The 19,392-nt window shown below is 72.8% G+C and carries 20 protein-coding genes; 19 read left to right on the forward strand and 1 reads right to left on the reverse strand.

Annotated elements, in window-relative coordinates:
- The first annotated feature begins 18 nt into the window (after positions 1-18).
- The 7 genes from ACWER9_RS26445 to ACWER9_RS26475 all read left to right on the forward strand — a co-directional run bounded on the left by ACWER9_RS26445 (position 19) and on the right by ACWER9_RS26475 (position 7,386).
- On the forward strand, positions 19-1,449 hold the full coding sequence (locus ACWER9_RS26445) for an acetyl-CoA carboxylase biotin carboxylase subunit (RefSeq protein ID WP_452304378.1): 1,431 nt from the start codon (positions 19-21) through the stop codon (positions 1,447-1,449).
- Complete coding sequence (locus ACWER9_RS26450) at positions 1,446-2,201, forward strand: SRPBCC family protein (RefSeq protein WP_452304379.1); 756 nt, start codon at positions 1,446-1,448, stop codon at positions 2,199-2,201. Before ACWER9_RS26445 ends, ACWER9_RS26450 begins: the two co-directional genes overlap by 4 nt.
- The gene (locus tag ACWER9_RS26455; protein ID WP_452304380.1) at positions 2,194-2,589 is read left to right on the forward strand and encodes a cupin domain-containing protein; all 396 of its coding nucleotides are present in this window, start codon (positions 2,194-2,196) and stop codon (positions 2,587-2,589) included. The genes ACWER9_RS26450 and ACWER9_RS26455 overlap by 8 nt, the downstream gene beginning before the upstream one ends.
- Complete coding sequence (locus ACWER9_RS26460; RefSeq protein WP_452304381.1) at positions 2,586-3,860, forward strand: beta-ketoacyl-[acyl-carrier-protein] synthase family protein; 1,275 nt, start codon at positions 2,586-2,588, stop codon at positions 3,858-3,860. Before ACWER9_RS26455 ends, ACWER9_RS26460 begins: the two co-directional genes overlap by 4 nt.
- Entirely contained in the window at positions 3,857-5,113 is a 1,257-nt protein-coding gene (locus ACWER9_RS26465; RefSeq protein WP_452304382.1) for a beta-ketoacyl synthase N-terminal-like domain-containing protein, read from the forward strand. Before ACWER9_RS26460 ends, ACWER9_RS26465 begins: the two co-directional genes overlap by 4 nt.
- Complete coding sequence (locus ACWER9_RS26470; protein WP_452304383.1) at positions 5,110-5,427, forward strand: antibiotic biosynthesis monooxygenase family protein; 318 nt, start codon at positions 5,110-5,112, stop codon at positions 5,425-5,427. The genes ACWER9_RS26465 and ACWER9_RS26470 overlap by 4 nt, the downstream gene beginning before the upstream one ends.
- 570 nt (positions 5,428-5,997) lie before the next feature.
- Positions 5,998-7,386 (forward strand): class I adenylate-forming enzyme family protein, encoded by a 1,389-nt coding sequence (locus ACWER9_RS26475; RefSeq protein ID WP_452304384.1) that lies wholly within the window; start codon positions 5,998-6,000, stop codon positions 7,384-7,386.
- Here the strand turns inward: ACWER9_RS26475 and ACWER9_RS26480 are convergent.
- The gene (locus tag ACWER9_RS26480) at positions 7,281-7,985 is read right to left on the reverse strand and encodes a 4'-phosphopantetheinyl transferase family protein (protein ID WP_452304397.1); all 705 of its coding nucleotides are present in this window, start codon (positions 7,983-7,985) and stop codon (positions 7,281-7,283) included. The genes ACWER9_RS26475 and ACWER9_RS26480 overlap by 106 nt on opposite strands.
- Positions 7,986-8,015: 30 nt before the next feature.
- On the opposite strand from ACWER9_RS26480, the gene ACWER9_RS26485 reads away from it, so the two are divergent.
- The 12 genes from ACWER9_RS26485 to ACWER9_RS26540 all read left to right on the forward strand — a co-directional run bounded on the left by ACWER9_RS26485 (position 8,016) and on the right by ACWER9_RS26540 (position 19,288).
- On the forward strand, positions 8,016-8,282 hold the full coding sequence (locus ACWER9_RS26485; RefSeq protein ID WP_452304385.1) for an acyl carrier protein: 267 nt from the start codon (positions 8,016-8,018) through the stop codon (positions 8,280-8,282).
- Positions 8,282-8,527: an acyl carrier protein gene (locus ACWER9_RS26490; protein WP_452304386.1), complete on the forward strand. Its 246-nt coding sequence runs from the start codon at positions 8,282-8,284 to the stop codon at positions 8,525-8,527. The genes ACWER9_RS26485 and ACWER9_RS26490 overlap by 1 nt, the downstream gene beginning before the upstream one ends.
- Positions 8,520-9,629: a beta-ketoacyl synthase N-terminal-like domain-containing protein gene (locus ACWER9_RS26495; RefSeq protein WP_452304387.1), complete on the forward strand. Its 1,110-nt coding sequence runs from the start codon at positions 8,520-8,522 to the stop codon at positions 9,627-9,629. The genes ACWER9_RS26490 and ACWER9_RS26495 overlap by 8 nt, the downstream gene beginning before the upstream one ends.
- A 122-nt stretch (positions 9,630-9,751) precedes the next feature.
- The gene (locus ACWER9_RS26500; protein ID WP_452304388.1) at positions 9,752-10,252 is read left to right on the forward strand and encodes a beta-ketoacyl synthase chain length factor; all 501 of its coding nucleotides are present in this window, start codon (positions 9,752-9,754) and stop codon (positions 10,250-10,252) included.
- The gene (locus ACWER9_RS26505; RefSeq protein ID WP_452304389.1) at positions 10,249-11,865 is read left to right on the forward strand and encodes a class I adenylate-forming enzyme family protein; all 1,617 of its coding nucleotides are present in this window, start codon (positions 10,249-10,251) and stop codon (positions 11,863-11,865) included. Before ACWER9_RS26500 ends, ACWER9_RS26505 begins: the two co-directional genes overlap by 4 nt.
- A complete protein-coding gene (locus tag ACWER9_RS26510; protein ID WP_452304390.1) occupies positions 11,862-13,100 on the forward strand; it encodes a beta-ketoacyl-[acyl-carrier-protein] synthase family protein in 1,239 nt (412 codons plus the stop codon). The genes ACWER9_RS26505 and ACWER9_RS26510 overlap by 4 nt, the downstream gene beginning before the upstream one ends.
- Before the next feature lie 75 nt (positions 13,101-13,175).
- Positions 13,176-14,267, forward strand: coding sequence for a 4-hydroxyphenylpyruvate dioxygenase (gene hppD / locus ACWER9_RS26515; protein ID WP_452304391.1), 1,092 nt, complete (start codon positions 13,176-13,178; stop codon positions 14,265-14,267).
- The gene (locus ACWER9_RS26520; protein ID WP_452304392.1) at positions 14,264-15,175 is read left to right on the forward strand and encodes a phytanoyl-CoA dioxygenase family protein; all 912 of its coding nucleotides are present in this window, start codon (positions 14,264-14,266) and stop codon (positions 15,173-15,175) included. The genes hppD and ACWER9_RS26520 overlap by 4 nt, the downstream gene beginning before the upstream one ends.
- 1 nt (position 15,176) lies before the next feature.
- Positions 15,177-15,968 carry a DUF3050 domain-containing protein gene (locus ACWER9_RS26525; RefSeq protein ID WP_452304393.1) on the forward strand — a complete coding sequence of 264 codons (792 nt, stop codon included), beginning with the start codon at positions 15,177-15,179 and terminating at the stop codon, positions 15,966-15,968.
- Complete coding sequence (locus tag ACWER9_RS26530) at positions 15,965-16,936, forward strand: thiamine pyrophosphate-dependent dehydrogenase E1 component subunit alpha (protein ID WP_452304394.1); 972 nt, start codon at positions 15,965-15,967, stop codon at positions 16,934-16,936. Before ACWER9_RS26525 ends, ACWER9_RS26530 begins: the two co-directional genes overlap by 4 nt.
- A gap of 28 nt (positions 16,937-16,964) precedes the next feature.
- Complete coding sequence (locus ACWER9_RS26535; RefSeq protein WP_452304395.1) at positions 16,965-17,933, forward strand: alpha-ketoacid dehydrogenase subunit beta; 969 nt, start codon at positions 16,965-16,967, stop codon at positions 17,931-17,933.
- Complete coding sequence (locus ACWER9_RS26540) at positions 17,930-19,288, forward strand: hypothetical protein (RefSeq protein ID WP_452304396.1); 1,359 nt, start codon at positions 17,930-17,932, stop codon at positions 19,286-19,288. The genes ACWER9_RS26535 and ACWER9_RS26540 overlap by 4 nt, the downstream gene beginning before the upstream one ends.
- The last annotated feature ends 104 nt before the right edge of the window (positions 19,289-19,392 follow it).

The following is a 19,392-nucleotide window of genomic DNA, read 5'->3' on the forward strand; positions in this document are numbered from 1 at the left end:
GGCGCGGGGTGGGTGACCATGTTCGAGACCGTGCTGATCGCCAACCGGGGTGAGATCGCGTTGCGGGTGCTGCGCGCCTGCAAGGAGTTGGGTGTGCGCACGGCGGTGGTCTACTCCGCCGCCGACGCCGACTCGGCGGCGGTCCGCCTCGCCGACCAGGCCGTGCGGATCGGGCCCGCGTCGAGCCGGCGCAGTTACCTCAACGCCGCCGCCATCGTGGAGGCGGCACGGCAGGTGGGCGCGCAGGCCGTGCACCCGGGCTACGGCTTCCTCTCCGAGGACGCCGACTTCGCCGAGATCTGCGCCGACAACGGTCTGACGTTCATCGGCCCACCACCGGCGGTGATGGCCGCGCTTGCCGACAAGTCGTCGGCACGGGCACTGATGAGCCGCGCCGGTCTGCCGCTGTCGCCGGGCAGTGTCGCGCCGGTGCCGACCGCCGCCGCGGCGGCCGAGGTGGCCGAGGCTGTCGGCTACCCGGTGATCGTGAAGGCCGCGGCCGGGGGTGGGGGTCGCGGGATGACCGTGGTGCACACCCCGGGTGAGCTGCGCCGGGCGTACACCCGTACCCGGGCCGCCGCGCAGGCCGCCTTCGGCGACGACCGGGTGTACGTCGAGCGCTACCTGACCGAGGCGCGGCACGTCGAGGTGCAGGTGCTCTGTGACGCCCAGGGGAACGGGGTGCACCTGGGCACCCGGGACTGCTCGGTGCAACGCCGGCACCAGAAACTGGTCGAGGAGGCGCCCGCCCCGGCGCTGCCCGCGGCCGTTCTCGACACCATCGCCGAGACCGCCCTGCACGGTGCGCTCGAGGTCGGTTTCGTCGGTGCCGGCACGCTGGAGTTCCTTGTCGACGCCGAGGAGAAGTTCCACTTCCTGGAGATCAACTGCCGGATCCAGGTGGAACACCCGGTCACCGAGATGGTCACCGGGATCGACCTGGTGCACGAGCAACTGCACATCGCCGCCGGGGTGCCGCTGCGCTGGCGGCAGGAGGAGATCCGCCTGCACGGCGTCGCGGTCGAGTGCCGGGTCAACAGCGAGGACCCCGGACGCGGCTTCGCCCCCACCCCCGGCCGGTTGGAGCGGTTCACCCCACCCGGCGGCCCGTTCACCCGAGTGGACACCCACGCCAGCGCCGGCTACCTGATCGGCCCCTGGTACGACTCGCTGCTGGCCAAGCTGATCGTCTGGGCGCCCGACCGGGAACTGGCCCTCAACCGGCTGGAACGCGCCCTGGACGAGTTCGACATCGCCGGTCCGGGCGTGCACACCACCATCCCGTTCGTCCGGCGGGTGCTCGACGACGCCGCCTTCCGTAAGGGCCGCTACACCACCGGCCTGGTCGACCGTCTGCTCGCCGCGCCCGCCCAGGGCCCGGCCGCCACTCCCGCACCGCGCACCGCGCCCGCCGCAGATCCCGACGCAACCCACAGGAGGACCCGATGACCGTCACCCATGGTCGCCCGATGACCGCCGAGATCACCGACATCCTGGTGGCGCACTGCGGACTGGATGCCGACGCCGCGGCCCGGGCGCCCGCCGCGTCGCTGGAGGAACTGGGCATGGACTCGCTCGCCCTGCTGGAACTCTCCGCGGTCGTCGCCGACCGCTGGCAGGTGAGCATCCCCGAGCAGGCCGGGCAGTTGAGCATCCCGGCGGTGGCCGATCTGGTCGCCCGCCGCGTCGACCCGCCCGGACACACCGAGAACAGCATCGTCATCGACGCGCCGCTGGGCCTGGTCTGGGAGGTCACCAACGACGTGGCGAACTGGACCGAGCTGTTCACCGAGTACGCCGTGGTGGAGATCCTGCACCGTGAGGGACACACCGTGCGGTTCCGGCTCACCATGTACCCCGACGAGAACGGGGTGTCCTGGAGTTGGGTCAGCGAGCGCACCGCCGACCCGGTGAGCGGGCAGGTGCGGGCACACCGGGTGGAGACCGGGCCGTTCGAGTACATGCGCATCCACTGGCGCTACACCGAGGAGGCCGGTGGCACCCGGATGACCTGGACGCAGGACTTCGCGATGAAACCGACGGCGCCCGTCGACAACGCCGCGATGACCGAGCGGATCAACACCAACAGCGTGATCCAACTCGCGGTGATCAAGGACCGGCTGGAACGGATCGCCTGGCAGCGCGCCGACCAGGGCGCCCCGGCCGCCGGTCACGCGCCGACGGGAGCCGACGATGAGTGACCTGAGCACCCGCCCGATCGCCGCCCGGGACGTACCCGCCGACCGCCGTCGCGGCGGTGAGCTGCGGGTGCTGCTCGGCCCCCGCACCGTCGGCAGCACCTCGGGCTTCCTCGGGGTGGCCACGCTCGAGCCGGGGGAGCGGATCGCCGAGCACTACCACCCGTACAGCGAGGAGTTCCTGTACCTGGTGCGGGGCGCGATCACCGTCGACCTGGACGACCAGCGGACGCTGCTGGCCGCCGGCGAGGGCCTGTTCGTGCCGGTCAACGTGCGGCACCGACTGCGCAACACCGGTGTCGAACCGGCCGAGGTGGTCTTCCACCTGGGCCCGCTCGCACCCCGACCCGAGCTGGGGCACGTCGACACCGAGTTGGTGGAGGCACCATGACCGGGCGCCGCACGGTGGTGACCGGGGTCGGGGTGGTCGCCCCGGGCGGCGCCAGCCGGGACCGCTTCTGGAAGACCATCACCGAGGGGCGGACCGCCACCCGGCGGATCAGCTCCTTCGACCCGTCCGCGTTCCGTTCGCAGATCGCGGCGGAGTGCGACTTCGACCCGGTCGCGGCGGGCCTCAGCGAGGCCGAGCGGCGCCGGGCCGACAGGTACGTGCAGTTCGCGCTGGCCTGCTCCGCCGAGGCGGTGGCCGACGCCCAACTGGTGCTCACCGACGCGGAACGGGACCGGGCCGGAGTGGTGCTGGGCACGGCGGTCGGCGGCACCATGGCGTTGGAGCAGGAGTACGTCACGGTGAGCGAGCACGGCCGGCGTTGGCTCGTGGACGCGGCGCGCGGTGGCCCGTACCTCTATCAGGCGCTGGTGCCCAGCAGCCTCGCGGCGGACGTGGCCTGCCGGCACGGGTTGCACGGCCCGGCGCAGGTGGTCTCCACCGGCTGCACCTCCGGCATCGACGCCATCGGGTACGCCCACCAGATGATCGTGGACGGTGAGGCGGACGTGATGCTTGCCGGCGCGGCCGACTCGCCGATCTCACCTGTCACTGTCGCCTCGTTCGACGCGATCAAGGCGACCAGCCCGGACAACGACGACCCGGCGCACGCCTCCCGCCCGTTCGACGCCGACCGGCACGGGTTCGTGCTGGCCGAGGGCGGGGCGGTGCTGGTGTTGGAGGAGGCCGGGCACGCCCGGCGGCGCGGGGCGCACATCTACTGCGAGGTGGCCGGCTACGCCAGCCGCAGCAACGGCTTCCACATGACCGGTCTGCGACCGGACGGACTGGAGATGAGCCTCGCCGTCACCGACGCGCTCAAGCAGGGCCGGATCCTGCCCGAGCAGGTCTCCTACATCAGCGCGCACGGCTCGGGCACGAGGCAGAACGACAGGCACGAGACGGCCGCGTTCAAGCGGGCACTGGGCCAGGCCGCGTACCGGGTGCCGATCAGCTCGATCAAGTCGATGGTCGGGCACTCGCTCGGCGCGATCGGGTCGATCGAGATGGCCGCCTGCGCCCTCGCCATCGAGTTCGGCGTGGTGCCGCCGACGGCGAACTGGAGCACCCGGGACCCGGAGTGCGACCTGGACTACGTACCCAACGAGGCGCGGGAGGTCCCGGTGGACGTCGCCCTCTCGGTGGGCAGCGGGTTCGGTGGCTTCCAGTCGGCGATGGTCTTCCGTCGGATGCTCGGCGGAGTGCTGGCGTGAACGCCGGGGTCGCCCGCGCGGTGGTGACCGGCATCGGGGTGGTCGCGCCGAGCGGCATCGGCGCGGACGCGCACTGGCGCACCGTCCTCGACGGCACCCGCCGGACCGGGCCGATCACGTTGTTCGACCCGTCCGGCTATCCGACCCGCTTCGGTGGGGAGGTGCCCGGCTTCACCCCCGACTCCTACGCCGACAGTCGACAACTGGTGCAGACCGACAGGTGGACGCACCTCGGCTTCGCCGCCACCCGGCTGGCGTTGACCGACGCGGGCCTGCCCGAGCGGGCCCCCGACCCGTACGGCTACGCGGTCGCCCTGGCCAGCTCGTCCGGGGGCAACCTGTTCGGGCAGCGGGAGCTGCAACGCCTGTGGGGAGGCACGTCGCGCACGGTCGGGGCGTACCAGTCGATCGCCTGGTTCTACGCCGCAAGCGTCGGACAGCTCTCCATCCACCACCAGTTCAAGGGCCCGAGCGGGGTGCTGGTCGCGGAGTCGGCCGGCGGGTTGGACAGCCTGGCGCACGCCGCCCGCGCGGTGCGCCGAGGCACCCCGGTCGTGATCGCCGGGGCCACCGAGTGCCCGCTCAGCCCGTACGCGCTCGCCTGCCAACTGCGGTCGGGGTTGCTCAGCGACGTCGCCGACCCCGAGCGGGCGTACCGACCGTTCGACGCCACCGCCAGCGGTTACCTGCCGGCCGAGGGGGGAGCGGTGTTCGTGGTGGAGGAGTTGGGCCACGCCCTGGCCCGGGGCGCCCGGGTCTACGGCGAGGTGAGCGGGTGGGGCTCCACCCACGACGCCGCGCACACCACGGCGGACAGCTCCGGTGACACCGCCCAGTACGCGCGGGCGATGCGCCTGGCCCTGGACCGGGCCGGCGTCGCCGCGGCGGGGATCGACGTGGTGCTGCCCGACGCACTCGGTGTGCCCCGCTACGACCGCAGCGAGGCCGAGGCGCTGCGCGCGGTGTTCGCCGACCGGCCGCCCCCGGTGACCACGCAGAAACCCCTCACCGGTCGGGCGTACCAGGGTGGTTCGGCGTTGGACGTGGCCACCGCGCTGCTCGCCTTCGCCAACGACACGCTGCCCGCGTCGGCCGGGCCGGACGAGGTGGCCGAGGGCTGCGAGCTGGACTTCCTGCGGGAACACCGCCGACCGCGCAGCCGGCTCGCGCTGGTCTGCGCACGGGGCTTCGACGGGTTCAACAGCGCGCTGGTCCTGCGCGGGGCCGCGCCGATGAGGGGAGAGGCGTCATGAGCGACAAGCGGGCCCGGGTGGTCTTCCTGGTACGGGTGCCGGTGCCGCGCACCGAGCAGTTCCTCGCCGCGTACGAGCAGGTGCGGCACCTGGTCGCCGGTGGTGTGCCGGGGCACCTCGTCGACCAGGTGTGCCGGTCGTCGACCGACCCGGAGCAGTGGCTGATCACCAGCGAGTGGGCGAGCCTGGCCGACTTCGAGGACTGGGAACGCAGCCCGGAGCACCGCGACCTCGTCCGTCCGATGCGGGAGTGCTTCACCGACGCCCGCTCGCTGCGCTTCCACATCCACGCCCAGACCCCAGCCCTGCCCTAAGGGCTTCTGCTCCGTCGATCATGGAGTTGTGGTGGGCAACAAAGCGCCTCTTACCAGGACGAAGGTAGGCACCACAACTCCATGATCGACGCCCGCTCGCCGCGATCCTGCACGTGGCGTCGCGGCAAAGGGGGCATGTCCGGCGCTTCGACGTCCGGAACTGCACCATCGGCGGCTGCCACCGGGCAACCCGGTCGACAGCGTCGCGCCCGACGAGGTCCGCGCTCGTACTCTCATCGCTGAGATCGCGCACCGCGGCCGCGCGGCGGCCGAGCGTGGCGCGACTCGCCACGCTCGTCGGCCTCACCCGCTGAGTGTGTCGCCATCGGCCGTCCGGGTGGGGCCGCGCGACGGTTGTACGAGGCGTCATGTCTCGGTGACGCTGCGCCGAATCGCCCGCCCGATCCTGTCCGACGAACGGGCTGTCGGCAATCCGGCTGGCCGCTGCTTTTGATCCATCCATTCGCATCTAGCAATGGCCCTGTGGGCGTCGTATGGTTCCCCGCAGCACCCCGACAAGCGTACGTGATGGGCGGATTCGCCCTCTTTCATGCTGGGCGGTGAACGGCAGTGACGGCAGAAGATCTTACGGCGACAGACCCCGGCTGGGTGGACGACGTCCTGCTCGCCGGTCACCCGACCGACGTTTGTCTCCGTCTGCCCGAGCCCATCGACAGGTCCACCCTGCACCGGCTGGTCACCGCCGCGCAGACCCGGCTGACCGCCGCCGGACTGCGCCCCGGCGGCGCCGCCGCGCTGCGGTTGCCACCGTCACTGGCGTACGTGGTGAACCTGCTGGCCACCTGGCGCGCCGGCGGGCAGGCGATCCTGCTCGACCACCGGCTCACCGACCACGAGGTGGACCGCGCGCTGCGCCGGTTGACCCCGCAGGTGGTGGTCGCCCCGGTGAGCAGCGGTGGCGGCGCGCTGAAGATCTTCGTCGACGTCACCGAGGGCGTCACCCGGTACGCCGACCGTCCGGCGGTCAGCGGCCACGCCGTGATCCAGCTCAGCTCCGGCTCCACCGGCCCGTCCAAGGTGATCGGTCGCACCGCAGCCGACCTCGTCGCCGAGGTGCACCGCTACACCCGGATCGACGGGGTGGCGCTGCCCGGCGAGCGGATCATCCTGCTGCCCTCGATGGTGCACGTGCTCGGCCTGGTCGGCGGCCTGCTCTACGGGCTGCACGCCGGGGTCACGCTGGTTCCGCCGGAGCGGCTCAGCGGCGACGCGGTGCTGGCCGCGATCAGCGCTGACACCACACCGGCCACCGTGCTGGGCGTGCCGTTCCACATCGGACTCCTCGCCTCCACCCGGCCGGCCGGTCCACTGCCCCAGCTGCGGCGGATGACCACCGGAGGCGAGCTGGTGCCGGCCGCGGTCGTCCGGGCGTTCACCGACAGGTACGGGGTGCCCCTGGGCAACATGTACGGGATGACCGAGGTCGGCGTGATCGGCACCGACCTGCACGGGGCGCACCGGCCGTCGATCGCCCCGGCCCCCGGCATCGAGGTCCGCGAGTCCGGCGGCGAGCTGTGGGTGTCCTGCCCGGCGTCGCCGTACGTCGGGTCGAGTGACCCGACCCGGTGGTCCGACGGCTGGCTGCACACCCGCGACGCCGGCACCGTCGACGAGGACACCGGCCTGGTCACGGTACGCGGACGACTCGACTCGCAGGTCTCCGTCGGCGGGATGAAGGTCGACCTGACCGAGGTGGAGGCCACCGTCGCCGAGCTGACCGGGGTGGCCGCGGCGGTGGTGGTCTGGGACGACGGCATCACCGCGTACGTTCAACCCGACGGCCCGCTGTCGGAGGAGACACTCGACAAGCTCCTCGCCGAACGGTTGGCCGGCTACAAACGACCCCGGGCGCTGCACCTGCTCGACCAGTTGCCGCGTACCACCACCGGCAAGCTGGTCCGCTCGACCGACGCGCTGCGCTCGGCGGTCACCCCGTGACCGGGCCGCTGCACCACCTCGACGTCGACAGTCGTGCTCGCGTGCGCGGCGACGGCCAGGACGAGGCCCCCGTTCAGCTGCGGGTGACCGACCCGCAGGGCATCGACGCCGGGTACCGGCCGCAGCGGCAGCCCCGGCGGCGGCATCGGCCGGCGCAGCCCGCCACCGCGCAACCCCTGCCCGAGCGCCTTGCCGACCGCCTCCTTCGCGGTCCACAGCCGCAGGAAGTCCACCGTCCGGCAAGCCTCGGGCCGATCGCCCAACCAGGCCAGCTCGGCGGGAGCGAACCAGCGGCGGGCCAGCGCGAGCGCCGGCAGCGGGCGGACACGTTCCACGTCCACCCCGACCGCACCGGCCCGGCGGGCGGCCACCACCACCAGCCCGGCGGTGCGGCTCACGCTGACCGCCAGCTCGACCGACCCGGTCGCCGCGTCCACCCGGACGACCGGCCGTCCTGCGCGGTCGTGCGTCAGCAGCACCTCGGCCCGCGTACCTCCGAGCAGCAGAGCGCCCGCCCGCCGCAGCAGCACAGTGGCCGGATCCGGCTGACCGCCGGTGTCCCGGCCGACCCACACGTAGACGGCGTCCCGACCGGACACCGTCAACTGAGCCACGCAGAGAGGGTATCCATGAGAGCCGAGGTCCGTGCCTTCGTCGTCGAGCAGCTCGCCGACATGAACTACGACGTCGAAGGGCTCGACGACGACACCACGCTCGGCCCCTCCGGCGTCGACCTGGAGTCCCTCGCCCTGGCCGACCTGTCCGTGCGGGTCGAGGACCGCTACGGCCTCACGTTCGCCGACGACGAGTCGGAGCAACTGGCCCTGATGACCGTCGGCGAGTTCACCGCCATGGTCGCCGATCGCGTCGCTGAGACGACGAGCGACAAACCCTGATGAGCGGTCAGCCCGATCTGGGGCGAGCTGACCTGTTGACCATGCTCGCCGAACTCACCGCGAAACCAGCGACCGAGGTGTCCGACCGGATCGGCTCGATGGAGCTCGCCTGGCTGGTGCACCTCGTGGAGCAGCGCTACGACCGCAGGCTCGACCTCGCCGACGACGAGCTTGCAAGCATCCGCACCGTCGACGACGCCCTGGCGGTGTTCCGGGCGTCGTTGACCGCCTCCGCAGATGGTTGAGGCGCGTGTCACCCAGCTCACCGGCATGTCCGCGATCAGCGCCCTGGGCAGGGGCGTCGACGCGCAGCTCGCCGGTGTGCTGGCCGGCGTGCCGGCGTTCCGGCCGGTAGACAGGTTCGATACCGCCGCCCGCCGGGTCACCGCGGCGGCCACCCTGCCCGAGGTCGGTACGCTCCCCGACGAGCTGGCCGCCGCGATCGACGCGGCGTGCCGGGCGGCCGGCCTGGACCGCGCGCAGCGCGCCGGGTGCGCCCTGCTCCTCGCCGTGCACGGTGGCCCGGCCCCCGGTGCGGGCCCGGCCCCGGCCGTGCTCGCCGGCCAGCTCGCCGCCGGGTGTGGCCTGTCCGGTCACACCCGGGTCTACACCAGCGCCTGCGTGTCTGCCAGCACGGCGGTGGCCGACGCCGCCGCCCGGATCACCAGAGGTGACGTCGAGCGGGTGGTGGTCGCCGCCGGCTATCTGGTGGAGCCGGACCAGTTCGCGCTCTTCGACGCCGGTCGCGCCCTCGCGGTCGACGGGGCGGTCCGCCCGTTCAGCGCCGGCCGTCGGGGGTTGCTGCTTGGTGACGGCGTGGCCGCAGTGGTCCTCGAGTCCAGCGACGGGCGTCGGAGCGGGGCCGAGCCGCTTGCCGCCGTGGTCGGTTGGGGACGGGCCGGCGACGCGTTCCACCCCTGCCAGCCGGAGCCCGGCGGCACGGGGCTGGCCCGCGCGGTCGACGGCGCGCTGCGCCGGGCCGGGCTGCCACCGCAGGCTGTCGGCTACGTCAACGCCAACGCCACCGGCACCGCGCAGAGCGACGCCGCCGAGGCGGCCGCACTGCGTCGCGCCCTCGGTGGGCACGGCACCGAGGTTCCGGTCAGCTCCACGAAGTCGGTGCACGGGCACGCGCTGGAGGCGTCCGGGCTGCTCGAACTGGTGGTCACCGTGCTCGCGCTGCGCCACGGTGAGCTGCCGGTCAACGCCGGTTGGCTGGGCCGAGACGACTCCTGCCCGGTGAACGTGATCAGGGATCGCCCGGCCGCGCTCACCACCCGCTACGCCCTGACCCTCAACGCCGCCTTCGGCGGCGCCAACACCGCCCTCCTGGTCGGTGCCCCGTGACCCCCCTCAACACCCCGCGATCGTGCACTTTCTGTCCCGACGAATTCCACGAACCACCCGAAACGACAACCGAAACCGCAAGATCGGCGGGGGAGAGGGCGGGAGAGGGCGCGGGGGCACGGGTGGGGGAGCGGGCGCGGGCTGCCTGGCCTGAGGGTGGGGACCTTGGGGGCAGCGCGCCGGGCGTGGCGGGGTTCGTGCACTCGGACTTCGCGCCGGTGGTGGTGGCCGTCGCGGAGCGGTGTCTGCGGCGGGCGTACGGGTCGGCGGGGGTGCCGGTCGGCGTGCGGACGGGGATCGTGCTGGTCAGCGCCAGCGGCGATCTCGCCAGCGCCAAGCACGTACGGGCGAGCGTCGAGGCCGGCGGGCGGATCGGCCCGCTGTTCTTCTTCCAGTCCGTGCCCAACAGCGTCGCCGGGCACATCGCAGCCCGCTGGGACCTGCGCGGCCCGGTGGTCTGCCTCAGCCCGACCGGCGACCCGTACGCCGACGGCGTCGCCGAGGCCGAGCTGCTGCGCGACGACGGCGACGCCGACGAGGTGTTGCTGATCCTGATCGAACAGGCACCCGACCGGCCGGCCGAGGCGGTCGCGGTGCTGCTGGGGGGAGGAGTACGACCATGAGGACACGGGGACTGCGCGGCACCCTGGCCGCCGACACCGAGCTGGGCGCGGGCAACGTCCTGGCCCGGGTCCTGGCCCACGGAGCCGACCCGGACGGGCCCGGCCTGACCTTCGACACCGCAGTCGACGGGCACCCCGCCGAGACGCCACTGACGCTCAGGCGGCTCGACGAGCGGGTCGCCGCCCGCGCCGCCTGGCTGCACGAGCAGGGGGTACGCCCCCGCGACCCGGTCGCCGTCTGGGCCACCGCCGCCGCCGACATGGTGCTCAGCTACCTGGCGCTGACCCGGCTCGGGGCGATCCCGGCGCTGATGAACGGCAAACTCCGTCCGGAGATCGCCGCCGAGTACATCCGCCGCCTGCGGGGCGTCGGTGTGCTGGCCGACGACGCCCACACCGCGCTGCTGGCCGGGCACGAGCTGGGCGTACCGCTGCTCGGCACCCCCGCGCAGGCGGGCACCGGCGACCCGGCCGCGGCCCCGGCGCACTACCGGCACCACCCGGACGACCCGATCGTGATCACCCACACGTCCGGGACGACCGGAGTGCCCAAGGCGGTGCTGCACTCCCACGCCAGCCTCTTCGCGGCCACCCGGCACCTGCTCGCCATGCCACAGGCGCAGGGCACCACCCGGATCCTCAACGCGCTGCCCGCACCGCACACCGCCACGGTGCTCATGGTCAACCAGGCGCTGGGCAACCGCGCGCAGATGTTCCTGCTCTCCGAGCAGGGCGGCGAGCAGGTGCTCGACGCGATCCAACGGTGGCGTCCCGACGGGGTGTTCGGCTTCTCGGTGACCTGGGCGGAGCTGGCCCGCTTCGACCTGTCCGGGTACGACCTGGACTCGGTGCGGTTGTGGTTCAACACCGGCGACGCCTCGCACGAGCCCCACATCCGCCGCCTCGTCGCGGTCGGTTGGCACGACACCATCACCCGCGACGGGGTGGCGAGGGTCCCCGGCTCGGTCTTCATCGACGGGCTCGGCTCCAGCGAGATGGGGCACTCGATGTTCCACATCACCCACCGCGCCGACACCGACAGGTATGGCCGCTGCATCGGCCGCCCGTACCAGTTCGCCACGGTGGCGGTGCTCGACGCCGACGGCGAGCCGGTGCCGGTGGGCGAGGTGGGTTTCCTGGGCATCGACTCGCCGTCGCTGTTCCGGGGCTACTGGAACGACTCGGTCACCACCTACCGCTTCCGTCAGCGCGGCTGGTACCTGACCGGGGACCTCGTCCGCGTCGACGCCGACGGCCGCTATTACCACCTGGACCGAGCGGTGGACGCGGTCGACGCCGGTGCCGGGCGGCGCTTCTACACCGCGTTGTCCGAGGAGAGGATCCTCGCCGCCTGCCCGGACGTCACCGACTGCACCGTGGTGATCGTCGCGGAGGCCGGCGAGGTGGTCACCGACGTACTGCTGGAGTTGGCCGCCGGCGCCGACGAGGCCGAGGACCGCACCGAGCGGGTCCGCGCCGCCCTCGGCGCGGACGTCGGGGCCACTCTGCGCCGGGTCGTGCCGGTGCGCTCGGCCGACATTCCGGTGACCGTGACCGGCAAGGTCCGCAAGGTGGTCCTGCGCGAGCGCTACCTCACCGAGGCCGGCTCGTGACCGCACTGATCACCGGGATGGGGCTGTTCACCCCGGTCGGGCGGGGCGTCGAGGAGACCTTCGACGCGTTGACCACCGGCCGGTCCGGGTTGAGCCGCCCGCCCGAGGGGCACCCGGCGGCGCAGTCGCTCGACGTCGCCGGCCTGCTGCCCGAGATCGACCCGCGGACCGTCGCGTCCGGCCCGGAGACCCGGGTGCTGGACCGGATCGTCGTCCTCGCCCTGCTCGCCGCCGCCGACGCCCTCACCGACGCCGGCATCGAGGTGGGCCGCGACGTCGACCCGGACCGCATCGGTGTGATCGTCGGTGGGGTCGGGGGGATGGCCACCCTGGAGTCGCAGGTGCTGGCCCGGGCGGCGCGGGGGCGGGCGGCGGTCAGCCCGTACCTGCTCACCGGGATCCTGCCGAACATGCCGGCGGCGCGGATCGCCATCGCGCACGGTATCCGGGGCTACAGCTCGTCGGTCGGCACCGCCTGCGCCTCCGGCGCCCAGGCGGTCGCCGACGGGGTCCGGCTCATCACGACCGGTGAGGTCGACGTGGTGGTCTGCGGGGCCAGCGAGGCGCCACTCTTCCCAACCTTCGCCGACACCTTCGGCAACGCGCGGGCGTTGGCGCGCGCCGGCACCGACCCGGGCCGGGCCAGCCGGCCCTTCGACACGTCCCGCAGGGGGTTCGTCCTGTCCGAGGGCGCCGCGCTGCTGGTGCTCGAACGCGCCGAGCACGCCACGGCGCGCGGTGTCGTCGGGTACGCCGAGGTGGCCGGCCACGGCGCGACGACCGACGCGTACCACCCGACCGCACCCCGCCCGGACGGCGTCGGCGCGGCGGCGTGCGTCCGCCGGGCGCTGCGCAGCGCCGGTGTGCCGGCGGCGGCGGTCGGCTACGTCAACGCGCACGGCACCGGCACGAAGCTCGGTGACATCGCGGAGACCACCGCCCTGGCCGACGTCTTCGGCGTCGGCGGTGTGCCGGTCAGCTCCACCAAGGCGCTCACCGGCCACCTGCTGGGCGCCTCCGGGGTGCTGGAGGCGGCGGCCACCGCGTTGGCGCTCGGTCGGGGGCTGCTGCCGCCGACGTACCACCTCGACGATCCCGATCCGGCCTGCCCGGCGGACCACATCCGTGGCACGCCCCGCAAGGCCGACGTCGAGTACGCGGTCACCAACTCGTTCGGGTTCGGCGGTCAGAACGTGAGCCTGGTGCTGGCGCGCGTCGCCGAGCCGAGGGGGTGATCGACGCGGCAAGCCGGGCGGGGCGCGTCCGGTCAAGCAACACGGAGGGAACCGTGGGAAGGGTTATCAGGGGACATGGACATCCGTGGCATTGACCACATCGAACTCTACGTGGGAGACGCCCGACAGGCGGCCTTCTACTTCAGCACCGCCGTCGGCTTCGAGATCTGTGGCCAGGGCGGTCCGGAGACCGGGCTGGCGGGGCAGCGCTCGCTGCTGCTCTGCCACGGCGACATCCGGCTGCTGCTCACCTCGGGGTTGAGCGCCGACCATCCGGCCGCCCGGTACGTGCAGCGCCACGGTGACGGCATCGCGGTCGTCGCGGTCGAGGTCGACGACGTGTCGGCCGCGTACGCCGAGCTGGTGGGTCGGGGCGCGACCGGCATGACGCCACCGACCACCCGCACCGGCGCGGACGCCGAGGTGGTGGTCGCCGAGGTGGACGGCTTCGCCGACGTGCGGCACCGGCTGGTGCAGCGCCGGGGCGGGCGGGGCGAGTTCCTGCCCGGAGCCATCACCGCGGCGACGTCGACGTCGGAGCGCCACCCGCCGGTCCTCGCCGAGATCGACCACCTGGCGGTCTGCGTGCCGCCCGGCCAGCTCGACGAGACGGTCCGGCACTTCGAGGCGCTGTTCGGCTTCGCGCAGATCTTCGAGGAGCACATCGAGGTCGACGGGCAGGGGATGAACTCCAAGGTGGTGCAGAGCCCGACCGGGCGGGTCACCGTGGTGCTGCTCGAACCGGACCGCTCGCGGCGGCCGGGCCAGATCGACGCGTTCCTCGACCAGCACGCCGGCGGGGGAGTGCAGCACCTGGGGCTGCGCACCGACGACATCGTCGGCGCGGTGGAGGCGTTGGGCCGGCGCGGGGTGCGCTTCGCCGGCACGCCGGCCAGCTACTACGACGCCCTGGAGGCGCGGGTCGGTCAGGTGGACGCCCCGCTGGACCGGCTGCGCGAGCTGGGGGTGCTCGTCGACTCCGACCACGACGGCCAGCTGTTGCAGATCTTCGCCGAGTCGATGCACGTGCGTCGCACGCTCTTCCTGGAGCTGATCGAGCGGCGCGGCGCGCGGGGGTTCGGCAGCGGCAACATCAAGGCGCTCTACGAGGCCAAGGAACGGGAGCTGGCCGCCGCGGCGGCCACCCCACAGGGGGTGGGCGCATGACCGCGTTGACCGTCGAGGAGCAGGCGTTGCTGCCGTCCGACGAGGACGTGCGGCACTACGCCGAGCACGGCTGGTACCTGTCGAAGAAGGTGTTCACCGACGACGAGGTGGACGCCCTCGCCGCCGCCACGCAGCGCTACTACGACGGGGAGCGCGACCGCCGGCTGCCGGTACGCCCACCGAAGCTGGCCTACTGGGACCCGTCGAAGGGCCCGGTGCAGCGGCACAACGACTACGTCCACCACGAGCACGACGGGCTCGGCGCGATCCTGCGCAAGCCGCTGATCGGCGCGGTCGCCGCCCGGCTGGCCCAGGCCGACGAGATCCGGGTCTTCCAGTCCACGCTGATCTACAAACCGCCGATCGAGGGTGAACCCAGCAACATCGTGCCCTGGCACTTCGACAAGCACTACTGGGCGTCCTCGTCGTCGGAGAAGATGCTCACCGCGTTCATCCCCTTCCACGACTGCGGTGAGGAGATGGGCACCATCACGATGGTCGACGGCTCGCACCGCTGGAAGGAGATCGGCGCGGACGACACCGTGGTGCGGCACTTCGCCGACCGGGACCGCAGCCAGCTGGAGGAGATGCTGGCCGAGAACGCCGCGCACAACGGCGCGGAGATCCGCAAGATCCCGATGGTGATCCCCAAGGGACACGTGAGCTTCCACCACTGCCGCACCTACCACGGCAGTGGGCCCAACGTCAGCGGTCGGCCCCGACAGGCGATCTCGCTGCACCTGCAGGACGGCGACAACGCCTGGCGGGAGTATCCGCTCTCCGACGGCACGCTCGCCGCGTACAACCACGACGTGCTGGTCCGCCGCACCCACGAAGGGCGGCCGGACTACGCGGACCCCGACTACTGCCCGATCATCTGGCGCCACCGCGCCCAGCAGGGAGGCTGACATGTCACGCTACGACTGGGGTCAGACACACCCCGGCATCGAACGGCTGGAACGGGCGGTGACCGACCGGCGGGACGTGGTGGTCAAGCACCCGCTCTACGCCAACCTGGACACCCACGAGGCGCTCGTCACCTTCATGGAGCACCACGTCTTCGCGGTCTGGGACTTCATGTCCCTGCTGAAGTCACTGCAACGGCAACTGACCTGCGTCGACGTGCCGTGGATCCCGACCGGTCCGACCGGCAGCCGCCGCCTCATCAACGACATCGTCATGGTCGAGGAGAGCGACGAGCTGGACGGCGGCTACATCAGCCACTTCGAGTTGTACGTGCGGGGCATGGCCGAGGCCGGCGCGGACACCACGGCGGTGAACGCCCTCGTCGACCTGCTGCGCGCCGGGCGGCCGGTCACCGAGGCACTCGCCGAGGCGGGAGCGCCGGCCGCGTCGACGAGGTTCGCCGCGACGACCTGGCAGATCATCGAGTCCACTCCGGTGCACTGCCAGGCGGCGGCCTTCGCGTTCGGTCGGGAGGACCTGATCCCGGACATGTTCACCCAGGTCGTCTCGGTGAACGAACGCAGCAACCGGTTGCACACGTTCGTCGACTACCTGGAGCGGCACATCGAGGTCGACGGTGAACAGCACACCCCGATGGCCATGCAGATGCTCGCCGACCTGTGCGGCGACGACGACACCAAGTGGCGCGAGTGCGCCGACACGGTGAACACCGCCCTCGCCGCCCGAGCCCGGCTCTGGGACGACATCCTGGCCGCCATCAAGGGCCCGGCGTGACCGACGCCGACCCGGTCCGGCTTTACCGCACGGTCCGGCTGATCCGCCGGTTCGAGGAACGAGCGGTGGAGCTGGTCCACGGTGGGCAGATCATCGGCGGCATCCACCCGTACCTCGGTCAGGAGGGGGTTGCCGCCGGCGTCTGCGCGGCCCTGGGCGCCGACGACGTGCTCGCCGGAACCCACCGGGGGCACGGGCACGTCCTTGCCCGGGGGGCCGACCCGGCCCGGATGCTCGCCGAGCTGTGCGGCCGGGTCACCGGCCTCAACGCCGGCCGGGGCGGTTCGATGCACGCCGCCGACCTGAGCATCGGCGTGCTCGGCGCCAACGCGATCGTCGGCGCCTCCGGGGCGATCGTCACCGGCGCGGTCTGGGCCCACCGCCGCCGGGGCCGCGACACCGTCGGGGTGAGCTTCTTCGGCGACGGCGCGGTCAACGAGGGGATGCTGCTGGAGGCGTTCAACCTGGCCGCGCTCTGGCGGGTGCCGGTGCTGTTCGTCTGCGAGAACAACGGTTACGCCACCACCATGCCGGTCGCCGGCGCGGTGGCCGGCACCATCACCGGCCGGGCCGCCGCCTTCGGCATCCCGGCCGCCGAGGTCGACGGTCAGGACCCCGAGACGGTACGCGTCGCCGCGTCCGCCGCCGTCGCGCGCCTGCGCGCCGGCGGCGGCCCCGAGCTGATCGAGGCCCGGACCCACCGCTTCGACGTCCACCACACCTTCGAACACGCGGTACGCCTCGACTACCGCCCACCCGACGAGGTGACGCGCGGTCGGGCCCGGGACCCGGTGGACATTCAGGGCTCACGGCTTGCCGACGCCGACCGGGCAGCAGTGGACGCCGAGGTCGAGGCGACCCTCGACGCGGCGGTCCGGTTCGCCCTGGACAGCCCCGAACCCGACCCGGCCGACGCGTTGAGCTACCTGTACGCCAGCGGCCTGACCGCCCGCACCGGAGGTGGCTGAATGACCGCACGCACCGGAGGTGGCTGAGGTGCCCCGACTGTCGTACCGCCGGGCGTTGACCAGGGCCCTCGCCGACGAGCTGGCCCGCGACGAGGCGGTGTTCCTGCTCGGCGAGGATATCCAGGTCGGGGCGTCGCTGGTGACCACCGGACTGGCCAAACGGTTTGGCACCGACCGGGTCCGCGACACCCCCCTGTCCGAGCAGGCGTTCACCAGCTTCGCCACCGGGGCGGCGCTGGCCGGGCTCCGGCCGGTGATCGAGTTCCAGATCCCGTCGCTGCTCTTCCTGGTCTTCGAGCAGATCGTCAACCACGCGCACAAGTTCCCGCTGATGACCGGCGGGCAGTGCGCCGTGCCGGTCACCTACCTGGTGCCCGGCTCCGGGTCGCGCACCGGGTGGGCCGGGCAGCACTCCGACCACCCGTACAGCCTCTTCGCCCACGTCGGGGTGGTCACCGTCGTGCCGTCCACCCCGGCCGACGCGTACGGGCTGCTGGTCACCGCGGTCCGCCACGACGACCCGGTGGTGGTGTTCGCGCCGGCCGGCGCGATGGACGTCCGCGACGACGTGGACCACCTGACCCCGGTACCGCTGGGCCGCGGCCGGATCCACCGTTCCGGTGACGACGTGACGGTGGTCGCGATCGGGCACCTGGTCCACGACGCGCTCGCGGTCGCCGAGGAACTGGCCGACCAGGTCTCGGTGGAGGTGTTCGACCCGCGCACCCTGTACCCGTTCGACATCGACGGTCTCACCGAGTCGGTGGCCCGCACCGGGCGACTCGTGGTGCTCGACGACGGCAACCGCTCCTGCGGCATCGCCGCCGAGATCATCGCCTCGGTGGTGGAGCGGGTCCGGCTGCTGGCCCCACCGCGCCGGGTCACCCGACCGGACGGCGCGGTGCTGCCGTTCGCGCCGGCCCTGGACCGTGCCGTGCAGCCCGGCCGGCACCAGCTCGCCACCGCCATCCACCTGACCATGAAGGACTCATCATGATCGACCCGAACTACCCGTGGCCGCCGGCGGACCGGGCCTGGACCGACCTGCCGGAGCCGGCCCGCCGGGCCATGGTGGCCAGTGGGGCGGCGGCCTGGGAGCAGGTCTTCCACGGTCGGGCCACGTACAACAAGCAGTGGCGGTTGGCCCGCCCCCCGGTGCTCACGGCGGACGCCTGGCGGGAGCTCAACGAGGTCTGCGACCGGCTCGCCCAGCTCATCCTCGACGCCTGCCGCCGTCGCGCCGGCACCGCCGGCGAGCTGCGCCGCCTGCTCGGGGTGCCGGTGGGGGAGACCCGCCTGCTGGACGAGTCCGAGCCGCTCACCGAGGCGCTGCTGGCCGCGTACCGCCCGGATGTGATCTTCTCCGGCGGGGTGCCGAAGTTCGTGGAGTACAACATCGACAGCAGCCTCGGCGGCGGGTTCGACGCCGACACCGTCATCCAGCGGTACGCGGCCCTCTACCAGGAGCAGGGCATCCTCGACGATCTGCCGGTGCGGGCCGCGCCGTCACTGCTCGACCAGCGGTTCGTGGCGATCCGTGAGGAGCTGCGGCTGCCCGAGGGCGCCCGGGTGGCGTTGCTGATGGACTTCGACGGCGACTACCCCGGCCTCGACGACCCGCAGACCTTCATCCGGATCCTCCACCCTCTCGCCGTACGGGCCCGGGACTTCGGCATCGACCTGGTCATCGCGCCGGTGGCCAGCGCCACCCTGGATGCCGACAACCGCCTGGTCGTCGACGGTGCCCGTGTCGACGCCTTGTTCCGGTTGTTCGTGCCCAACCGGGTCACCCCGACCGCCGGCCTGGACGCGGTGGCCCTGGCCCTCGCCGCCGGCACCCTCCCGATGTTCGTGTCGGCGGCGGCCTGGCTGCTCGGTAACAAGACCACCTTCGGGTGGCTGTGGGAGGACGTGGACGGGTTGCCCGCCGACGACCAGGCGCTGATTCGGCGGCACGTGCCGTACACGGTGTCGTTGACCGCCGCGGTGCTGGACCGGGCCATCGCCGAGCAGGCCACGCTCGTGGCGAAGCCGGCCGACGGTTCGGCCGGGCACGGTGTGCTGCTCGGCCCGGAGCTGAGCGCGGCGGACTGGGCCGACGGTGTGCGCGCCGCCGTGGACCAGGGCGGCGCCATCCTCCAGGAGTACCTGCCGACCGACCGGGTGTCGATGGACTTCGTCCAGATCGAGACCGGTGAGACGGTGACGGCCGACGTCCCGTACTCGCTGGCCCCGTACCTGTTCGGTCGCCGAGCCTCCGGCGGCCTGGCCCGCGTCGGCTACCCCGGCTGCGACGGAGTCCTCAACCTGGCCCACGGAGTCCTCCTAACCGGAATCCTCCTAACCACCTAACCCCCCTGCCCACCCACCCCCTCCGTTGCCCGCTCTGCGCGGTGATCAAGAGGTTTCGGTCACCCGGCCGGGCGTGTCGTGACCGAAACCTCTTGATCACCGGG

The organism is Micromonospora sp. NPDC003944 (assembly GCF_053605225.1).